The sequence below is a fragment of the Nocardia sp. NPDC051750 genome, from assembly GCF_044453135.1.
In the GTDB taxonomy this organism is placed as follows: Bacteria; Actinomycetota; Actinomycetes; order Mycobacteriales; family Mycobacteriaceae; genus Nocardia.
This window is the reverse complement of record NZ_JBITCK010000001.1, coordinates 627,644-644,771: the sequence shown is the minus strand read 5'-3', so window position 1 is coordinate 644,771 and position 17,128 is coordinate 627,644. Positions and strand designations below refer to the sequence as shown.

The window sequence follows — 17,128 nt, the reverse complement described above, 5'->3', positions numbered from 1 at the left end:
CTACTCCCGGGCGGGCGACGCTGTTGGGGACCGCCCTGCGCCGGGTTCAGGTGTTGCGCCGGGTGAATTCCTGCTCGTACTCGTCGTCCTCCGCATTGCGGTTGCGGAAAAGGAAGGCGAAGACGATCCAGCCGATGATCGCGATCAGCACGAAACTCACCAGCCGGTAGACGAACGCGGCGGCAACGGCCTGGGCCGCCGGCAGACCGGCCGCCGCGGTGAGGCCGTAGATCAGCGTCGCGTCGACGTAGACGATGCCACCTGGCGCGAACGGGATCGACCCGACCGCCTTGCCCGCGGCGAAGGCGATCAGCAGACCCGTCCATCGGGGGTCACCGCCGATGGCGTAACAGGCGGCACCCAGACAGGCGACATCGGCCACCCGGTGGACCACCGCCCACCAGACGACCCCGACGCCGTCGCGGGTGCTCAGGTCCACCGATTCGACCTGGTCGAGCATCTCCCGGATCTTCTCGCGCCCCACCTCCGGCGCACGTTTCCGCGCCCGATTGACCAGTGCCAGCCCGCGGCGTAACACGCCCTCGAGCGTCCCCGGATGTCGCGACGCGTAGTTACCCGCCCAGACCACCGCGACCACGGCGGCCAGCGACAGAATGAGGTTGACCGGACCCACCTGCCGGCCTGCCAGCACCGTGCCCAGAACACCGAGCAGGGCGAGGCCGGCGGCCGACACCACGCCGGAGAAGACGAGCTGCCAGGAGGCGACCACCGGACTGGCGCCCCAGCGCCTGGTCTGGCGGTAGGTGAAGGCGGTGGAGAAAACCTGCCCGGCCGGTAGCGTCACCGACATGGCTGTCGCACCGTAGACAACGGATACCGATTTTCGCTGTGCGATCTCGACACCGCCCGCCCGCAACAACTGTTTCTGGACCCGGCCGAAACCGGACATCGACAGCATTTGCAGGGCGATACACGCGGCGACCCAGCCCCAGTGGATTTCGGTCAGTTTCTGCCAGGATTCGTGCAGCCGGGGATAGAGGTAAACGCCCTCGCCGATCAGCAACAACAGCAGAATGGACGCGGCGAGCCATTTGAGCCAGCGGAATCTACGGCGGCGATTACCGCCGGCTGACGGATCTCCGGCCGGGGACACAGCAGAAGTATCCGCTGTATCTCCGTTGGCAGTCACGAGGCCAGCCTAATGGACGCCGCGGGCCGGTCGGTGTGCCCCGCTGTCCGGGTCGTGCGAACCAGGTGTTATGCGGGATCGGCCTGGTCCGCGGGGGTCTCCGGCTCGGCCGTTGCCGGCTCCGAGAGGGCGGCGGGCAGGGCCGTGGAGCCGCTGGGCCAGGCCAGCCGGGTCTGGCGGCGCCGCCCGCGCAGCTCCACTTCCTCGCCCGTAGTCCAATTCCGCTGTTCGCTCTCTTCGGCGAAATACAGCGCCGAACCCGACGCCAGGACCCGGCCGGGATGATCCTTGGCGAGTTCGGTCAACCGGGAGGCTTCGTTCACCGGATCACCGATCACCGTGTATTCGAACCGATTGGCCGCGCCGATATTGCCGGCCACCGCCAGACCCGCCGAAACTCCGATACCGATATCCAGTCCGGAAATCGGGCGCAGCGCCTCGCGTAGTTCGCGGGCCGCGGCCAGTGCGGCGGTCGGCGCATCCGGCCGGTCGAGCGGGGCACCGAATATTGCCAGGGCGGCGTCGCCGACGAATTTGTTCACGAATCCGTGGTGGCGGTCGATGACATCGACCACGACGCGGAAGAATTCGTTCAGCAGGTTGACCACCTCGGTGGGCGGGTGTTCGGCCGCGGTGGCGGTGGAACCGACCATATCCACGAACAACACCGCCACGAAGCGGGTTTCTCCGCCGAGCTCGGTGCCGTAGTCGAGGGCGCGCTGCGCCACCTCGGCGCCGACATGCTGGCCGAAGAGCTCCTGCAGGCGCTGCCGGCTGGCCGCTTCCTCCATCATCCGGTTGAAACCGACCTGGAGCAGGCCGATCTCACTACCGTCGAACACCTCGACCTCGACATCGCGGGAACCGTTCTGCACCTGGTCGATGGCCTGGCGGAGCTGGCGGACCGGGTCGGAGATGCTGGAGGCGGTGAGCATGGACAGCGCCAGTGCCTGCATGATCACCACCCCGCACAGCAGCAGGATCGACACCGCCAGCGACTGCGCCGAGAACTTGATATCCGACGAGATCTGGGTCACGCACAGCAGCACGATCGCGATGGTCGGGGCGAAGGTGCCCATTCCCCAGGTCATCGCCATCCGGGTGCCGACCCCAGGGGTGAGCGTGTGGTCGAAGCGGCCCGCGCTGAGCGCCTCGGCGGCGACCGGGCGCAGGATGCGTTCGCCCAGCATGTAGGTGAAGCCGAAGACGATGGTCGCGGCCATACATTCGGTGATGATGACGGTTCCGGCCAGGGCCGGGGTTTCGGAGATGATGGCCGTGGCCAGCACCGCGCCACCGAGGACCCACAGCGCCAGATGCAGGATCGCCTGCCGCAGCGGCGCGTGCAGGGCCGCCATCTGTTCCTGCCGGCTGGGTGGTCCGCCGCGCACCTGCCAGCGCATCACCGGGCGCAACATCAGCGCCGAGGCGAGCACACTGAGCAGTCCGCCGGTGAGGAACACCACCGCGGGCACGAGCAACCCGATCTGCCGCGGTCCGGGTTCCTCGCCCTCCGGTACCGGCAACCCGTACTGGATGAACGCCCACACCAGCACTGCGCCGAAGGCGTTCGCGAGCAACATCGAGGTGAGGTACAGGGGCCAGCGCGTATGCATGGTCTGTTTGACCGCTTCCAGTGGCGCTGACACGTGTACTAATCTAGCGTCCGGCCTCCGCGGCCCGGTCCTCCCGGGCGCGGGCGATCGGCGGGCCTCTCTCTCAGCTCCCGCCGCGCGGGGCCCGTGGCTGGGCTTCATCGAGCCGTGCTCACTAGGGTCGAGCGGGTGACCGAGCCGAAACCCACTGCCGCGGACGCGGTTCATCCGATAGTCCGGCAGACCGCCGAATGGGCTTGGCGGCTGCTGGTGATCTTTGCTCTGGTGGCGGTACTGGCGGCGGCCGTGCGCCGGCTCGACACCGTGGTGATTCCGCTGGCCATCGCGTTGCTCGCGGCCGCGTTGCTGGCCCCGCTGGTGGACTGGATGCAGCGCCGCGGCCTACCGCGGGTGCTCGGGGTGATCGTGGCGCTGGTCGGTTCGCTCGGCCTGGTCGCGGGGGTGGTCACCTTTGTGGTCGAACAGTTCGTGGTGGGCATACCGCAGTTGTCGGACGAGTTCACCAGCAGTATCCACAAGGTGCAGGATTGGCTCATCACCGGTCCGATGCATCTGAGCGACGACCAGATCCGGACCGCCGGCGATGCGGCGATCCGCGCGATCCAGTCCAATCAGGACACGTTGACCAGTGGCGCGCTCACCACGGCGACGATGATCGGCCATATCCTCACCGGCACCTTCCTCACCCTGTTCATCCTGATCTTCTTCCTCTACAGCGGATACCAGATCTGGGAGTTCGTCACCCGGATCGTGCCCCGCGCCCATCGCGAACGGGTGCGGACCGCGGGGGAACTGGGTTTCGGTTCGCTCGTCGGGTTCGTCCGGGCCACCGTCGCCGTCGCGGCCGTGGACGCGATCGGTATCGGCGCGGGATTGGCCGTGCTGGGGGTTCCGCTGGCGCTGCCGCTGGCGTCGCTGGTCTTCATCAGCGCGTTCATCCCGATCATCGGTGCGTTCCTGGCCGGTTTCGTGGCGGTGTTCATCGCGTTGGTGACCAAAGGTCTCGTGACCGCGCTGATCGTGCTGGGCATCATTGTCGCGGTGATGCAGGTGGAAGGCCATGTACTGCAACCCCTGCTGCTCGGCCGCGCGGTGCGTATCCATCCATTGGCGGTGGTGCTGGCCATCGCCGCGGGGCTGGTGCTGGGCGGGATCGCGGGCGGCTTGCTCGCGGTGCCGCTGGTCGCGGTGCTGAACACCGCGATCCGCTCGCTGCTCGCCGAGGACCCCGAGGAACTGCTCGCGGAATTGACCGCGGACCGCAAGGGTATCTATGCGGCCGAGCCTGATTCGCCCGAACACGGTGGTGCCACGCCCGCGGGTGGGCATGACACCACAGGCCGTTTCGATATCATCGCCGCCCTGCTCGCCGAAGCGCAGCGGCGGCTGCCCCTGCCCCGGACGACCGGCCAGGACGGCGGTCCGTCCGACGCGCGGCCGCCGGAACCGCCGGTGCGGATCCGCGAGAACGGGTCCGAGGAGAACCGCTACGAGAGCACGGTCCGAATGGACGGATACGACTCGGACCGGCCGGTGGAGTCCGGTGAAAGCGGAGGTCAGAAGGTCTGATCCGACCGGGAACGCCCACCGTATCCGGGAATGCCCTGATGCGGGAGCGGGCCGGTGCTGGGTAATCTCGGAGCTATGAGCGGCCTCGATCCGGTTTTCGACGGTGCGGGTTCCGGTGGCCAGGTGGGCAACCGGGACCTGCGGGTTTCCGATGCGGAACGGGAGCACGTCGGGGAGCTGCTGCAACGTGCCGTCGGGTTGGGCATGCTCTCGCTGGGGGAATTCACCGAACGGATGGATACCGCCCTGGCCGCGAAAACCCGCGGCGAGCTCAACGTAGTACTCGTCGATCTCCCGGGGGTACGGCTGATCGGTGAACCCACCACCCGGCAGCAGGGGCACGGTAGACCCGCTCCGCTTCCGCAACCCGGCGGTGCGGCGCGGGCGCCGCTGTCGGGTGTGGTGCAGGGCGGGGCCATCCGGCCGCGGATGTCGGGGGTGAACCGCCGCGGCAACTGGCAGGTCGCGCCGTTGCTGCGGGTCAACAGCTGGCTCTCCGGCGTGACCCTGGATTTCACGCAGGCGGTGATGACCACGCAGGTGGTCGAGATCCAGGTGGACGACTACGCCAGCTCGCTCACCCTGATCGTGCCGCAGGAAGCCACGGTCGACCTGGACGGGCTGGAACTGATCGGGTCCAGTGTGAACAACAAGGTGCGCAGCGGTCCGCCGATCGGCCCGCTGCACCTGCTGGTTCACGGCCGGGTCCGGTTCGGATCGGTCACCGCCAAACAGCCGTTCATGGCCCATTGGCGGCGTCTGCTGGGTCACTGAACCTGTTTGCGACAACAGTTTCCGCTGTCCGGCCGAGGCCGGCACGACATTACCGACTGCTGCTACTCCGAATCCTCGCGGCGCCGCAGTAATTCGTTCACGCTCACCGAACGACCCTCGCCGTGTTGATGCCGGCCGGTGTCCTCGGCGCTGGGCGGCATCCCGGCCTGCTGACGCCGGGCCGACCGCAGTCCGGCCATCCACGCCTCGATGCTGTTGCGTTCCCGGGGATCCGGGTCCTGCTGCGGTCCGGCGGATCCGGCGGGCCGCTCGGGCGGGCCGCCGGGCCGCGGCCGCGCGGGAGGCGCGGGCCGGGGCGGGGGCTCCGGAGCGCGATTCTGCTGCGGCATCTCCGGCGGCAGGCCGCGGGGGACGCGCCGGGGCAGCTCCGGCAGACCGGACTGCGGCCCGGCCGGCGGAGTCTGCTGACCGGGGCCGGAGATCCGGGGCAGCGGACGAGGCTGCGAACCCTGGTCCTGGGCAACCCCCGGATCGGTCGCGCCGGGCCGCTGATTCGGCGCCGGTCGTGGCGGGGCCGGCGGCCGGCCGAGGCCACGGTCGGGGACGGGCCCGCCGCCGGGAGGCTGGGTACCCGCGGGTCGTGGCGGGGCCGGTGGCCGGACGGGTCCGCCGGGCCGGGCCGGCGCACCCGGTAGCCGCAATGAGCTGTCCGGCCGGGGCCGGTCGGCGTCCCTGGTAATCCGGGCCTGCTGGGGCGTCGGGGGGAGCGGGGGCGCGTCCGCCGGAGTCGGGTAGACGGTCCGCCCGGTCATCTCGCGGCCCTCGGCATCCTCGACCGGTTCCGAGGCGAACAGACCGCGGAGAGTCGGGGTCGCGAAACCTGAACGGTCCGGGGTCGCGCCGGTTCCCGGCGTGGGCCCGGTATTCGGCCGGCCCGGCGCACCGGCGCCCGGCGGGGGCTGCTGACCGTTGAGGGTTGCGGGCTGAGCCGGGGTGGTCTGGTTTCCGGGTCGGCCGGTCTGGTTCCCGGGGCCCGGGGGCCGGCCGGGGCCGGTTTCGCGGATCGGTCCCGGTGGTGCCGGCCGGGAAACGTTGCCGCGGTGGGGTTCCGGGCTCGCTGTACCGGGGGAGCGGCCCGGCTCCGGACGACTCGGGGCTGCCCCGGTGCCGGCCGGTCCCTGGCCGGCGGGGCCGTGCGGACCCCGGTCCGGACCGCCGGCCGGGGGCCGGGAGCCGTCGGGCTGTTGCGGGCCGCGAACCGGCGCGCGATTGTCCTCCGCGCCCGGCCGGGTGTGCCGGCCCGTCGCGCCCGGCCCGTCGTCGGGCAGGTTCCGGGCCGGTTCGCCCTCGGCCGGTCGTGGAGTGGCGCGCGGCCGGGTGGGGTCCGGCGGGGTGGGCATCGGTTGTTTCGGGCCGGTCGGACCGGAACCGGCCGGGGCCTGCTTACCGGCCGGGGCCTGCTTATCCGGCTTGTCCGACCCCTTGCGTGACCCCTTGGGCACGGCCTGCAGATGCGCGGTCGGCGCGGCGGCTTCGATTTCCTCGCGGCTGCGCTCGAGCACCGGTGTCTTGCGCTGTTTATCGCTCGGGATCGCCGGCATCTGCATGGTGACCGGATCGGTGACCGGAGTGGTCTTGACCAGGTCGACCACATCGCCGCTGCCGGGACGTTCGTCATCCAGGATGGGTTCGCCCAGGCCGATCTTCTGCTGGATCCGTTTCATCCAGGCCGGCGCCCACCAGCAGTCGTCCCCGAGCAGTTTCATGGTCGCCGGGACGAGCAGCATGCGCAGAATGGTGGCATCGATGATCAGCGCGGCGATCATGCCGTAGGCGATGTACTGCATCATCACCAGATCGGAGAACGCGAACGCGCCGGTCACCACCAGTAGGATCAGGGCCGCGGCGGTGATGATCCGGCCGGTGTGCGCGGTGCCGATCCGCACCGCTTCGGTGGTCGAGGCGCCCTGGGCGCGGGCCTCGACCATCCGCGACAGCAGGAACACCTCGTAGTCGGTGGACAGGCCGTAGATGATCGCGATGATCAGCACGAGCACCGGCGACATGATCGGCTGCGGGGTGAAGTTCAGGATTCCCGCGCCGTTACCGTCGACGAATATCCAGGTCAGGATGCCGAGGGTGGAGCCGAGACCGAGCGCGCTCATCAACGCGGCCTTGATCGGCAACACCAGCGACCCGAAGGTCAGGAACATCAGCACCGTGGTGACCAACAGCACCAACGCGATCATCAGGGGCATCCGGTCCAACAGTGCGTCGATACTGTCGCCCTGGAGCGTCGGCTGCCCGCCGACCAGCATCGTCACATCGTCCGGTACATCGATCGCCCGGAGATATTCCACGGTCGGCCGGTAGTTGTCGGAGTCGACGAGCGTCGCACTGGTGCGGAACACGTTCGGCTGGGTCGGCGACTCCGACGGGACGGCGAACCCGGCGGTATCGGCCAGGCCGGGAGCCTTGTCGGCCTCTTTCAGGACCTTCGCGATGGACGAGGTGTTCTCGCCGAGGAAGATCAGCTGGATCGGATCGGATTGGCGCAGCGGAAAGGTTGTGTCGAATTCCTGCTGTGCGATCCGGGTCGCGTTGTCCGGTGGCAGGTACTTCTCGCTCATTCCGCCGAAGGCCAGATTCTTCACCGGGATGATCAGCAGCAGGAGGAGGATGCAGATCGGGATCGCGATCTTGAGCGGATGCTGCATGACCCAGGTGGTGGCCCGGCCCCAGAGACTGGACTCGACCTCCTCCGCGGATTTGGTCTTGCGCATCTTCTTGAAACTCAGCATGTCCACCCGCGGCCCCAGCACGCCCAGCATGGCGGGGAGCAGGGTGATCGAGGCGAGCGCGGCCAGGGCGACGGTGGCGATGGTGCCGTAGGCCATGGATTTCAGGAAGCCCTGCGGGAACAGCAGGAGCCCGCCGAGACTGGCGATGATCATGGTCGCGGAGAACACGACGGTCCGCCCCGCGGTCATCACCGAACGCCGGACCGCGGCCCGGGTGTCGTAACCCTCGGCCAGTTCTTCCCGGAATCTGCTGACTATGAACAATCCGTAGTCGATGGCCAGGCCCAGGCCGATCATCGAGACCACGGCACCGACGAAGGTGTTCACCTCGGTGAACTTCGTCAGCGCCATGATGATGCCGTTCGCGGCGATGATGGTCAGACCACCGACGATCAGCGGGAGCCCGGCGGCCACCACACCGCCGAAGACGAAGAACAGCAGAATGCCGACCGCCGGGATGGCCAGGATCTCCATCCGCTTCTGGTCGTGCGCCATGGTGTCGTTGAGTGTGCCCGCCACCGGCTGCAGGCCCGCGACCTGCACATCGACCCCGTCGATGAAGAAAGCATCCTTCACGGCGCGGTAGTTGCGCACCATCTCGTCGTCGTTGTTACCGACGATCGCGATGGAGGCGAAGGTCTTGGTCTTGTCCTTGGAGCCGACCACCGCGGGCTGGGCCTCGCCGGTCTCGGTCTTCCAGTACGCCAGATTCACCTTGGCGATCTGGTCCGGATGTTCCTTCGGCAGCCGGTTCAGACTGTCGACGATCTTGTCCCGGAACGCCGGATCGGAGTCGACCGTCTGCCCCTCGGGCGCGGTGTAGAGCACCAGCACGTCACCGTTGTGGTCGCGCCCGAATGCTTCGTCGGAGATCTCGGCGGCCTTCACCGACTCCGAGCCCGGATCGAACAATCCGCTGGAACTGAGATGATCTGTCAGCCCGAGACCGTAGGCGCCCAGCCCCAGCATCCCTGCGACAACGACTCCGATAACGGCGAAACGCAGCCGGTAGACCAGATCGCCCCAGCGGGTGAACACTTTACGCGACTCCTTGTGCGGGGCGTGAGGTGAGCAGCGCCGACAGCGGCCGGAACGGCTGCAGCCAGGCACCCTCGTCGGGCAACGAGTCGAGGCTCACCCGGGGGAGCGGTTCACGGAACACACCCGGGATGTCCTCGAGGTCGACGAATTCGAGGGTATCGGATGTTACCGCCCAACTCGCGTGCTCGCGGAAGCCGAGTACCTGAACCGGGATGCCGTCACCGGCCAGTTGTTCGAGTGGTTCCCGGAAGGCCTGGCCGTCGGCCGAGGCCACGATGATTCCGGCCAGGCCCGCGCCGCGGGTGCGTTGCGCGATATGGCCGAGCATGTCCGAGTCGACATCGGAATCTTCGTCGATCTTGGGTTTGGCGAAGACGGCGTAGCCCACATTGCGTAGCGCCTCGACCCACGGCCGGACCACATCGGCGGTGCCGGGGGCGATATTGGTGAACACGGTCGCCTCGGGCTCCACCCGCTGCTTCTCGCCGGCCGATAGTTCGGCGGTGCGCGCCAGCAGCCACCGGCCGAGCGCGTCGAACCGGGGCCGGTAGGCGGCAGTGGGACGCCCGCCGAGAATCGCGCCCAGACCCATGTCCAGGTTGGGTGCATCCCAGACCAGCAATACGCGGCGCAAACGGTCCGAATCCGGCCCGGCGGCCTCGCTGCCGGTTTCGTGCAGACTTTCGGCAACCTCATCACCGGCGGGGGCCATCTCACTGACGCTCATCATTCGATCTTGCCCCATATGAACTCGTTGATCGCACTACCGGCCCGATGTGCCTTGCTCTCGAACTTGGTGACGGGGCGTTCGAAACCGATCGGCGCCGACTCCCGATGATCGGCGCTGACTCCGCCCGTTGTCTCGTTCAAGCCGACGAGCAGGGGTTCTGCCGCACCGACTTCCGCGATGTGCTCGGCGTATCCGGCGTGGTCGGTGGCCACGTGCAGAACTCCGCCGGGACGTAGGCGGTCGGCGATGAGTGCGACGGTGGCCGGTTGCAACAGCCGGCGCTTGTGGTGGCGGGCCTTCGGCCACGGGTCCGGAAAGAACACGCGCACGCCGGTCAGCGATCGGGGAGCAATCATGTTCTCCAGCACATCTACCGCATCGCCGCGCAGCAGCCGGATATTACCGATTTCCTCGCGCTCGACCCGCTGGACGAGCTGCGCCAGCCCCGGCTGATAGACCTCGATACCGATCAGGTTCAGCTCCGGTTCGGCCTGGGCCATCTCCGCGGTCGCGGTACCGGTACCGCAGCCGATCTCGATGACCAGCGGCGCCGGGCGCCCGAACCAGGCGTCGGCGTCGAGCGGCTCGTCGGCCACCTCACGGCCGATCAGCGGCCAGGTGCGGTCCCAGGATTTCTGCTGGTTCGGGGTGAGCGCGCCGCGCCGGGAGCGAAAACTGGTGACCCGTGGGTAGAGCCGGGAACCGGCATGCCGTCGCCGGGGGCCTCCGGTGCCGCCGGAGGTGTCCGACAGGGCGACCGGAACGGACTCGGGGCTGGGGTGCACGGCGTCGTTCACAGCCTCATTGTCCCGCATCGCCGGTTCTGGGACGCACCGGACCGGGCACGGCTACTCGTTGGTAGGGCGGGCCGGGTCCGCGCCCGGCGCACCGCGGGCGGTCTTCTGACAGAATGCGCACCGGAACAGGGGGTGCGTACGGTGACAGTCGAGGGATCGGACAGATACATGCGTGAGGCGGGGGCGGCTGATCCGCTCGAGCGGATGATTTCGACGCTGCGGATGGGCGACGGCGTGGACGCCGGCATCGCGAACGGGATCGAGGTGGCGGTCCAGCGCTGGCGGACCCTGCCGCGGGCGCAGGTGGCGGGCCGGACCCGATCGGGTCGTACCACGGTGGCCAAGGCACTGGGGTTGCATCAGGGCGCCGAGACCGCGCCGGTCGACGAACCCGGCTTCCCGGACCCGGTACTGGACGCCGACATCATCATCTATGTTCTGGCAAGCACCCCGTCTCCCGGTGATCGGCGCATCCTGGCCGAACTCCCGCCCGAGCGCACGCTCGTGGTGCTGAACAAGGCCGACGCGATCGGCACCGGGTGGGCCGATGCGGTAGCGGCCGCCGACCAGTACTCCCGGGCGTTCGGGCTACCGGTGCACCCGATTGTCGGAACACTCGCCGCGCGCACGGTCGCCGGTGCGATGCGCGAGGCGGATCTGGCGCTGCTGCGCCGGCATGCCCGCGGCGGTTCCCTGTCGGCGGTATCGGCCGAGGCCTTTGTCTCCCCGAGCGCGGGGCCCGATACCGGGGAGCGGGCGGAGCTGCTCGACCGCTGGGATCTGTACGGGCTGGGCTGTGTGCTGGCCGCGCTGGAACGTGAACCGGAGCTGTCGCCGCAGACCCTGCTGCAGATCCTGCACACGGTCAGCGGGATCGAACCCGTGGCCAAGCTGCTCGGACTCCGGTACCAGCAGGCGATATCCCGGCGGGCCGGCGGACTCGTGGACGAACTTACCCGGCTGGCGGCACGAGCGGTTCCGCAGGGGCAGAGCCGGGCGCGGGCGCTGATCGCCGAATATCTCGCCACCGACGAGGCGAGCTGGCTGGGCCTGTGCGGGGGGCTCGTCGACCCTGAGGTATCGCATCTGGCGGCGGGCTATCCCCGGCCCGAGCCGGAGGATGCCGATGATGCCCTGGCCCGCGCCATCCGGTGGCGGGCCGTGGTGGCCAGTGAGATGTCACCCGCCGCGCGCCGGGCCGCGGTCCGGGTACACAACGGATACGTCCGGGTATGGGAACGGATGAGCAGTGTCGGACTCTGACCGGAGTCCGGGAGCCGGGCACTCCGGTTCGGTTCCCGGCCCCGGTGGCGCGCAACCGGCGCCGCTTCCGGAAGCGGTCGCCGCAGTGGTGGGCCGCTGGAACCCGCAGGGCATGTCGCTGCTGAGCACGATGACGGTCACCGGGAACAACTCGGCGGTCCGGCTCATCGCCCCGGACGACGCGAACACCACGCTGCTGCGCACCGAGCTGGCGCGTTTCGAACCGCGGATCGAGCTGAGCGCCCCGGTGGCCGATACGGCGAATGCGGCACCGGGGTCCGTAACGCTTCTGGTGCTGGACGCCGGCGTGGTGATCGGCGCGGCCGAACTCGATCTGGTCCGGCGGCTGTGTGCGGAGGGAAGTCGCGTGCTGCTGGTGTTGAACGGGACCCATGCCCACCTGGATTGGCAGCTCGTCCGTGACCGCAGCGCCGAACTGCTCACCGCCGCCGGGCTGGACTGCGAGATCGTGCCGGTTTCCGCCCGCCTGGCGCTCGCCGCCCGGACCTCCGCGGATTCGGCGCTCCTCGACCGTTCCGGGCTGGCCCTGCTGCACTGCCGCCTCGCCGCGCTCACCACCGATACCGCCACCGTCGGTACCCGCCGGACCGCCGCGACCGCTCAGGTGGTCGCACAGACCATCGAAAGGATCACGCAAGAGGAAGCGCTGCTGGCTTCGGGTAGTGAATCCGAACAGCTGCGCGCCGAACGGGCGCGGCTGCTCGCCGAACGCGACGGTGGCCGGGCGGTGGCCGTATCCACCCTGCGGGCCCAGCTCAACCTGGCGCGGGTGGATCTGCTGACCCAGGTGGGGCACCGGGTGCGGGCGCTGCACGCGGAGGCGCGCGCCGAACTGGACCGCCTGGACCGGGCCGGCCGGCGTAACTTTCCGGATCGGCTGCGGTCCGCGGTCGCCGCGCTGACCGATACCGTCGACCGCGATATCGCCGCCCGGCTCACCGAGTTGCGGGCACGGGCTGCCGCCGCGCCCGCGGGAGGTGCCCTACCGGATGGGACACCCGGTTTCCGGCACGATCCGGCGCCCACACTCGGTCCGGATCCGCAACCCCGGGGCCGGGGTGTCGAAGATCACCTCATGATCGTCTTGGGTGCTTCGGCCGGTGTCGGTCTGGGTCGGTTGCTGGTCTCGCCGCTGGCCCTCGTGCCCGCACTGGACGTGGCCATGATCCCGGTGACCCTGCTCCTGGGCGCCGGCGCGGCCGCCTGGGTGGTGCGGGCCCGCCGCCAACTCGCCGACCGCGATCACCTGCGGCAATGGGTCTCGGACGCGATCGCCAATGTGAAGGCTCAGCTCGAACAGCGCGCGGTGACCGCGCTGGTGGAGACCGAGACAGTACTGTCCGACGAGATGGTCCGGTCGGCTGCCGATCGGATGCTGGCGGTGGATCGGCGGGTCGCCGAACTGGAATCGGCGCTGCGCCGCGCCACCACCGGACAGCCTGGTCGGCTGGCCGCCTGTGCCCGTGACCGGCAGATTCTCGAGCAATGGGTGCCTGATACCGGAAAATAGTTTGTCCACCCCTATTGATCGGCAACCCGCTTCCATAGGGACCGCAATACCGCGTTAACCTCTAGACAGGAACCTGGGCGTCCGCTTCGTCCTGGTGCACCCTCGGTAGCTCCGGAGGTGTACACCGCGGGCCGTAGTGCGCGCCTCACCCGCCAATGGTGGCGCTAGGTGTTTTCGCGCTGGTCACGGGCCCGAGGGCCAGGGCGGAGGCATCAGTGCCGCCCATTTCAGGAGAGTTTTCATGACCTCAGCGACCATTCCCGGTCTTCGTGGATCCGACGGCACCGCGCCGACCGAACACAGCGAACTGCTCGCCTGGGTTCAGGAGGTCGCCGAACTGACTCAGCCGGAGCGAGTCGTGTGGGCGGACGGTTCCGACGCCGAATGGGATCGGCTCACCACCCAGCTCGTCGAGGCGGGCACCTTCCAGAAGCTGGACGAGAAGAAGAAGCCGAACTCGTTCCTGGCGTTATCCGACCCCTCCGATGTGGCCCGGGTCGAATCGCGCACCTATATCTGTTCCAAATCCGAATCGGACGCCGGCCCGACCAACAACTGGGTCGACCCCACCGAGATGCGCGCCACCATGACCGAGCTGTACCGCGGCTCGATGAAGGGCCGCACCATGTACGTGGTGCCGTTCTGCATGGGCCCGCTCGGTGCCGAGGACCCCAAGCTGGGCGTCGAACTCACCGATTCGGAATACGTGGTGGTGTCCATGCGCGTGATGACCCGGATGGGTCGTGCGGCGCTGGAACTGCTGGGCACGGATCGGCCGTTCGTGAAGGCGTTGCATTCGGTGGGCGCGCCGCTGGCCGAGGGCGAGGCCGATGTGCCGTGGCCCTGCAACGACACCAAATACATCACCCACTTCCCCGAGGATCGCGAGATCTGGAGCTACGGCTCCGGCTACGGCGGTAACGCGCTGCTCGGCAAGAAGTGCTACTCGCTCCGGATCGCTTCGGCCATGGCCCACGACGAGGGCTGGCTGGCCGAGCACATGCTGATCCTCAAGCTGATCTCCCCCGAGGACAAGGCGTACTACGTCGCCGCCGCGTTCCCGAGCGCCTGCGGTAAGACCAACCTCGCCATGATCCAGCCGACCGTGCCGGGCTGGCGCGCGGAAACCCTGGGCGACGATATCGCCTGGATGCGCTTCGGCAAGGACGGCCGCCTGTACGCGGTGAACCCGGAGTTCGGTTTCTTCGGTGTCGCCCCCGGTACCAACCGTTCCTCCAACCCGAACGCGATGGAGACGCTGGAGGCCGGTAACACCGTCTACACCAACGTCGCGCATACCGACGACAACGATGTGTGGTGGGAGGGCCTGGAAGGTGAGCCCGATCATCTGATCGATTGGAAGGGTAACGACTGGTACCTGCGGGAATCCGAGACCCTGGCCGCGCATCCGAACTCGCGGTACTGCACGCCGATGTCGCAGTGCCCGACCCTGGCGGCCGAATGGGACGATCCGCAGGGGGTGCCGATTTCGGCGATCCTGTTCGGTGGCCGGCGCAAGACCACGGTCCCGCTGGTCACCGAGTCCTTCGACTGGCAGCACGGCGTGTTCATGGGCGCCACCCTGTCGTCCGAGCAGACCGCGGCCGCCGAGGGCAAGGTCGGCACCGTGCGCCGCGACCCGATGGCCATGCTGCCGTTCATGGGCTACCACGTCGGCGATTACATGGCGCACTGGATCAACGTCGGCAAGAACGCGGACTCGGGCAAACTGCCGAAGATCTTCTACGTGAACTGGTTCCGCCGTGGTGACGACGGCCGGTTCCTGTGGCCGGGGTTCGGCGAGAACTCGCGGGTCCTGGAATGGATCGTCGGCCGGATCGAAGGAACCGCTGCGGCCGAGCCCACCGCGATCGGCAATGTGCCGACGGCCGCCCAGATGGACCTGGCGGGTCTGGATGTGGACGCGGCGGATGTCGACGAGGCGCTGGCGGTGAATCTCGACGAATGGCGTGCCGAGATTCCGCTGATCGAGGAATGGTTCGAATTCGTGGGTGACAAACTGCCCTCCGGCGTGCGGGACGAATTCGAGGCCCTGAAACAGCGCATCGAGTGAGCCGGTCTCACTGAGAGCCCACAGCGGCCCGTGCCGAAGTATCTTCGGTACGGGCCGTTCTGTATTTCCAGAGTCTGTGAGAACTCATCGGTGCGCGGATGGGTCGTGCGGTGATCTGTGCCTTATCCTGGAAGGGAATCGAATCTCGAGCTCACGCAATTCCCGATTGCCGGACTGTCCTACTCCCTGATCGGCCCGCCTGTCGCGCGTTCCGTGGCCGAGCCGATCACCCCGCGAGAGGTGGTTGGAAGATGGCCGAAGGGCATGTACCCCCGCAATCCCGTGCCGATGTTCCGGTGAGCACGCCACTGCATCGTGCCGCGGACCGTTTGCAATCGGCGCTACCCGAGGGGTGGCAGGTGGATGTGGTCGACAGCGACGACGGGTCTCGAGATCCGCACCAGGTGCTGCGGGCGTTGCTGGTTACCGATTAGTTTGCTCGGCAGAAGCTTCCCGGTCGGTCCGGGATGTCGTGTCGCGGGGGTTGTTTCACGTATTCGCCATGTCGGCGGCCTGTCTGTGGCAGGGTTTGTGCTGTGCGGCAGCTGAACTCGCGCGCCCGTCTGCCCCGGTCGGGGCCTGTCTACCGGGGTTCCGGCGCGCTCTGAGTGAGCCGTCGCCGAATTCCTACCTCGCGGTTCGTATTTCATCGAACGCACTATTGCGTTTTGTTGCTGCATCGCGCATGATGTTAGCTAGATATCAGCTCGCTCCATTCATCGAACCGAAGACCCACGGGGAGTACGTTCATGGCGGTGCAAGTGATCGGCCGGGCGCTCATGACCAGCGACCAGACCGACCATCAAGCGAAAAGCGTTGGCAGCGGCGGCTGGGTCGTCTCGTTCCTACCGGGGCGCACCTTGACCACCGAACAGGCAATGGCCGCCATGCAAGCGGCGGAGGCGGTCGCATACGTCGGGGGGCTGGCCGACCTGGTCGGGCTCACCGCCCTCGAAACCGTCGGACTCGCCATTCAGGAGTCGCCGTGGACCCGGGCCGAACCGGTTGTGCGCAGCGGTCTGCGCGGCCGGATCGGTCGAGACCGCCCGCAGCTGGCGCTGTAGCCGCGAGGGTGGTCAGCCGGGCTTACCGGCCACAACCACCAAATTGCTGACGAGTAGCTCCCGGATCACCGGCACCCGCACCAGCCACCACGCCCAGCGCGGGTGATATCGCGGGAACACCGCGTACACGTTCGCGGGTGTGCGCTCGGACCAGCGCACACCGTCGCGGGCGCGCACTGCGAAAAGCGAAACACCGAAACGGTTTTTCGGCTCCCGTCCGTGCTTCCGGCGATACCGCCGCGCCGCGTATTCGCCGCCGAGATAATGCCAGGGCCCGGTCTCGTGGCCCCCGAACGGGCCCAGCCACACCGTGTAGGACAGGATGATCAGCCCGCCGGGTTTGGTCACCCGCACCATCTCGTCGGCCATTCGCCACGGATCCGGGACGTGCTCGGCCACATTCGACGAGAAACAGATATCCACGGCATCGTCGCGGAAGGGCAGCGCCATCCCGGAGCCGCGCACCGCCGCCGGAACCGAGATACCCGCGGCATGCATTTCGGACGGGTCGGGTTCGACCGGGATGTACCGGGCGCCGGCCCGCGCGAACTCATCGGCGAAATAACCAGGGCCGCCCCCGACGTCGAGCACGGTGACGCCAGCGAGATCGCAACCGGTGATATCGGCGTAGAAATCACCGAGCAGATCGACACTGTCGGTAGCGATACCACCGTAGAACCGGGCGGGATCGGTCTGCTCGAAACGGAAACTCCGCAGCAACCCCGCAGACCTGCGCAATGTGGCCCGCCGCGCGAAC

Annotated in this window: 13 protein-coding genes; 7 read left to right on the top strand and 6 right to left on the bottom strand. The window is 68.3% G+C overall.

The features are described 5' to 3' along the window. Nucleotides 1–46 precede the first annotated feature (46 nt). Together ACIA75_RS02760 and ACIA75_RS02755 are read right to left on the bottom strand one after the other, a co-directional pair. On the bottom strand, nt 47–1,150 hold the full coding sequence (locus ACIA75_RS02760) for a YbhN family protein (RefSeq protein ID WP_397099175.1): 1,104 nt from the start codon (nt 1,148–1,150) through the stop codon (nt 47–49). A 68-nt stretch (nt 1,151–1,218) separates the two neighbouring features. Continuing rightward, complete coding sequence (locus ACIA75_RS02755) at nt 1,219–2,766, bottom strand: adenylate/guanylate cyclase domain-containing protein (RefSeq protein ID WP_397100877.1); 1,548 nt, start codon at nt 2,764–2,766, stop codon at nt 1,219–1,221. Between the two features lie 168 nt (nt 2,767–2,934). Here ACIA75_RS02755 and ACIA75_RS02750 point away from each other — a divergent pair, with 168 nt between their 5' ends. Continuing rightward, on the top strand, nt 2,935–4,335 hold the full coding sequence (locus ACIA75_RS02750; RefSeq protein ID WP_397099173.1) for an AI-2E family transporter: 1,401 nt from the start codon (nt 2,935–2,937) through the stop codon (nt 4,333–4,335). 123 nt (nt 4,336–4,458) lie between these two features. Continuing rightward, on the top strand, nt 4,459–5,109 hold the full coding sequence (locus tag ACIA75_RS02745; RefSeq protein WP_397100875.1) for a DUF1707 domain-containing protein: 651 nt from the start codon (nt 4,459–4,461) through the stop codon (nt 5,107–5,109). A gap of 62 nt (nt 5,110–5,171) precedes the next feature. Here the strand turns inward: ACIA75_RS02745 and ACIA75_RS02740 are convergent, their stop codons facing one another. Genes ACIA75_RS02740 through trmB form a run of 3 tightly spaced genes read right to left on the bottom strand, consistent with a single transcriptional unit; the run spans nt 5,172 to nt 10,457 of the window. Continuing rightward, nucleotides 5,172–8,909, bottom strand: coding sequence for an MMPL family transporter (locus ACIA75_RS02740; RefSeq protein WP_397099171.1), 3,738 nt, complete (start codon nt 8,907–8,909; stop codon nt 5,172–5,174). 1 nt (nt 8,910) lies between these two features. After that, on the bottom strand, nt 8,911–9,639 hold the full coding sequence (locus tag ACIA75_RS02735) for an NYN domain-containing protein (RefSeq protein WP_397099169.1): 729 nt from the start codon (nt 9,637–9,639) through the stop codon (nt 8,911–8,913). After that, entirely contained in the window at nt 9,639–10,457 is an 819-nt protein-coding gene (trmB, locus tag ACIA75_RS02730; protein ID WP_397099167.1) for a tRNA (guanosine(46)-N7)-methyltransferase TrmB, read from the bottom strand. The genes ACIA75_RS02735 and trmB overlap by 1 nt, the downstream gene beginning before the upstream one ends. A 186-nt stretch (nt 10,458–10,643) precedes the next feature. On the opposite strand from trmB, the gene ACIA75_RS02725 reads away from it, so the two are divergent. The 5 genes from ACIA75_RS02725 to ACIA75_RS02705 all read left to right on the top strand — a co-directional run bounded on the left by ACIA75_RS02725 (nt 10,644) and on the right by ACIA75_RS02705 (nt 16,371). Then, on the top strand, nt 10,644–11,702 hold the full coding sequence (locus ACIA75_RS02725; protein WP_397099165.1) for a hypothetical protein: 1,059 nt from the start codon (nt 10,644–10,646) through the stop codon (nt 11,700–11,702). Next, the gene (locus tag ACIA75_RS02720) at nt 11,689–13,233 is read left to right on the top strand and encodes a hypothetical protein (protein WP_397099163.1); all 1,545 of its coding nucleotides are present in this window, start codon (nt 11,689–11,691) and stop codon (nt 13,231–13,233) included. The genes ACIA75_RS02725 and ACIA75_RS02720 overlap by 14 nt, the downstream gene beginning before the upstream one ends. A 241-nt stretch (nt 13,234–13,474) precedes the next feature. Further along, nucleotides 13,475–15,307, top strand: coding sequence for a phosphoenolpyruvate carboxykinase (GTP) (locus ACIA75_RS02715; RefSeq protein ID WP_397099161.1), 1,833 nt, complete (start codon nt 13,475–13,477; stop codon nt 15,305–15,307). A 251-nt stretch (nt 15,308–15,558) separates the two neighbouring features. Continuing rightward, entirely contained in the window at nt 15,559–15,741 is a 183-nt protein-coding gene (locus ACIA75_RS02710; RefSeq protein WP_397099159.1) for a hypothetical protein, read from the top strand. Nucleotides 15,742–16,056: 315 nt separating this feature from the next. Beyond that, nucleotides 16,057–16,371, top strand: a complete 315-nt coding sequence (locus ACIA75_RS02705; protein ID WP_397099157.1) for a hypothetical protein — start codon at nt 16,057–16,059, stop codon at nt 16,369–16,371. Nucleotides 16,372–16,383: 12 nt separating this feature from the next. On the opposite strand, the gene ACIA75_RS02700 is transcribed toward ACIA75_RS02705, so the two are convergent. Beyond that, nucleotides 16,384–17,091, bottom strand: coding sequence for a methyltransferase domain-containing protein (locus tag ACIA75_RS02700; protein WP_397099155.1), 708 nt, complete (start codon nt 17,089–17,091; stop codon nt 16,384–16,386). Nucleotides 17,092–17,128: the final 37 nt, after the last annotated feature.

Bases quoted from the DNA above. Each gene is read 5' to 3' on its own strand.
- trmB (WP_397099167.1), bottom strand. From the start codon at position 10,457: ATGCGGGACAATGAGGCTGTGAACGACGCCGTGCACCCCAGCCCCGAG.
- ACIA75_RS02715 (WP_397099161.1), top strand. From the start codon at position 13,475: ATGACCTCAGCGACCATTCCCGGTCTTCGTGGATCCGACGGCACCGCG.
- ACIA75_RS02705 (WP_397099157.1), top strand. From the start codon at position 16,057: ATGGCGGTGCAAGTGATCGGCCGGGCGCTCATGACCAGCGACCAGACC.
- ACIA75_RS02710 (WP_397099159.1), top strand. From the start codon at position 15,559: ATGGCCGAAGGGCATGTACCCCCGCAATCCCGTGCCGATGTTCCGGTG.
- ACIA75_RS02725 (WP_397099165.1), top strand. From the start codon at position 10,644: ATGATTTCGACGCTGCGGATGGGCGACGGCGTGGACGCCGGCATCGCG.
- ACIA75_RS02755 (WP_397100877.1), bottom strand. From the start codon at position 2,766: ATGCATACGCGCTGGCCCCTGTACCTCACCTCGATGTTGCTCGCGAAC.
- ACIA75_RS02735 (WP_397099169.1), bottom strand. From the start codon at position 9,639: ATGAGCGTCAGTGAGATGGCCCCCGCCGGTGATGAGGTTGCCGAAAGT.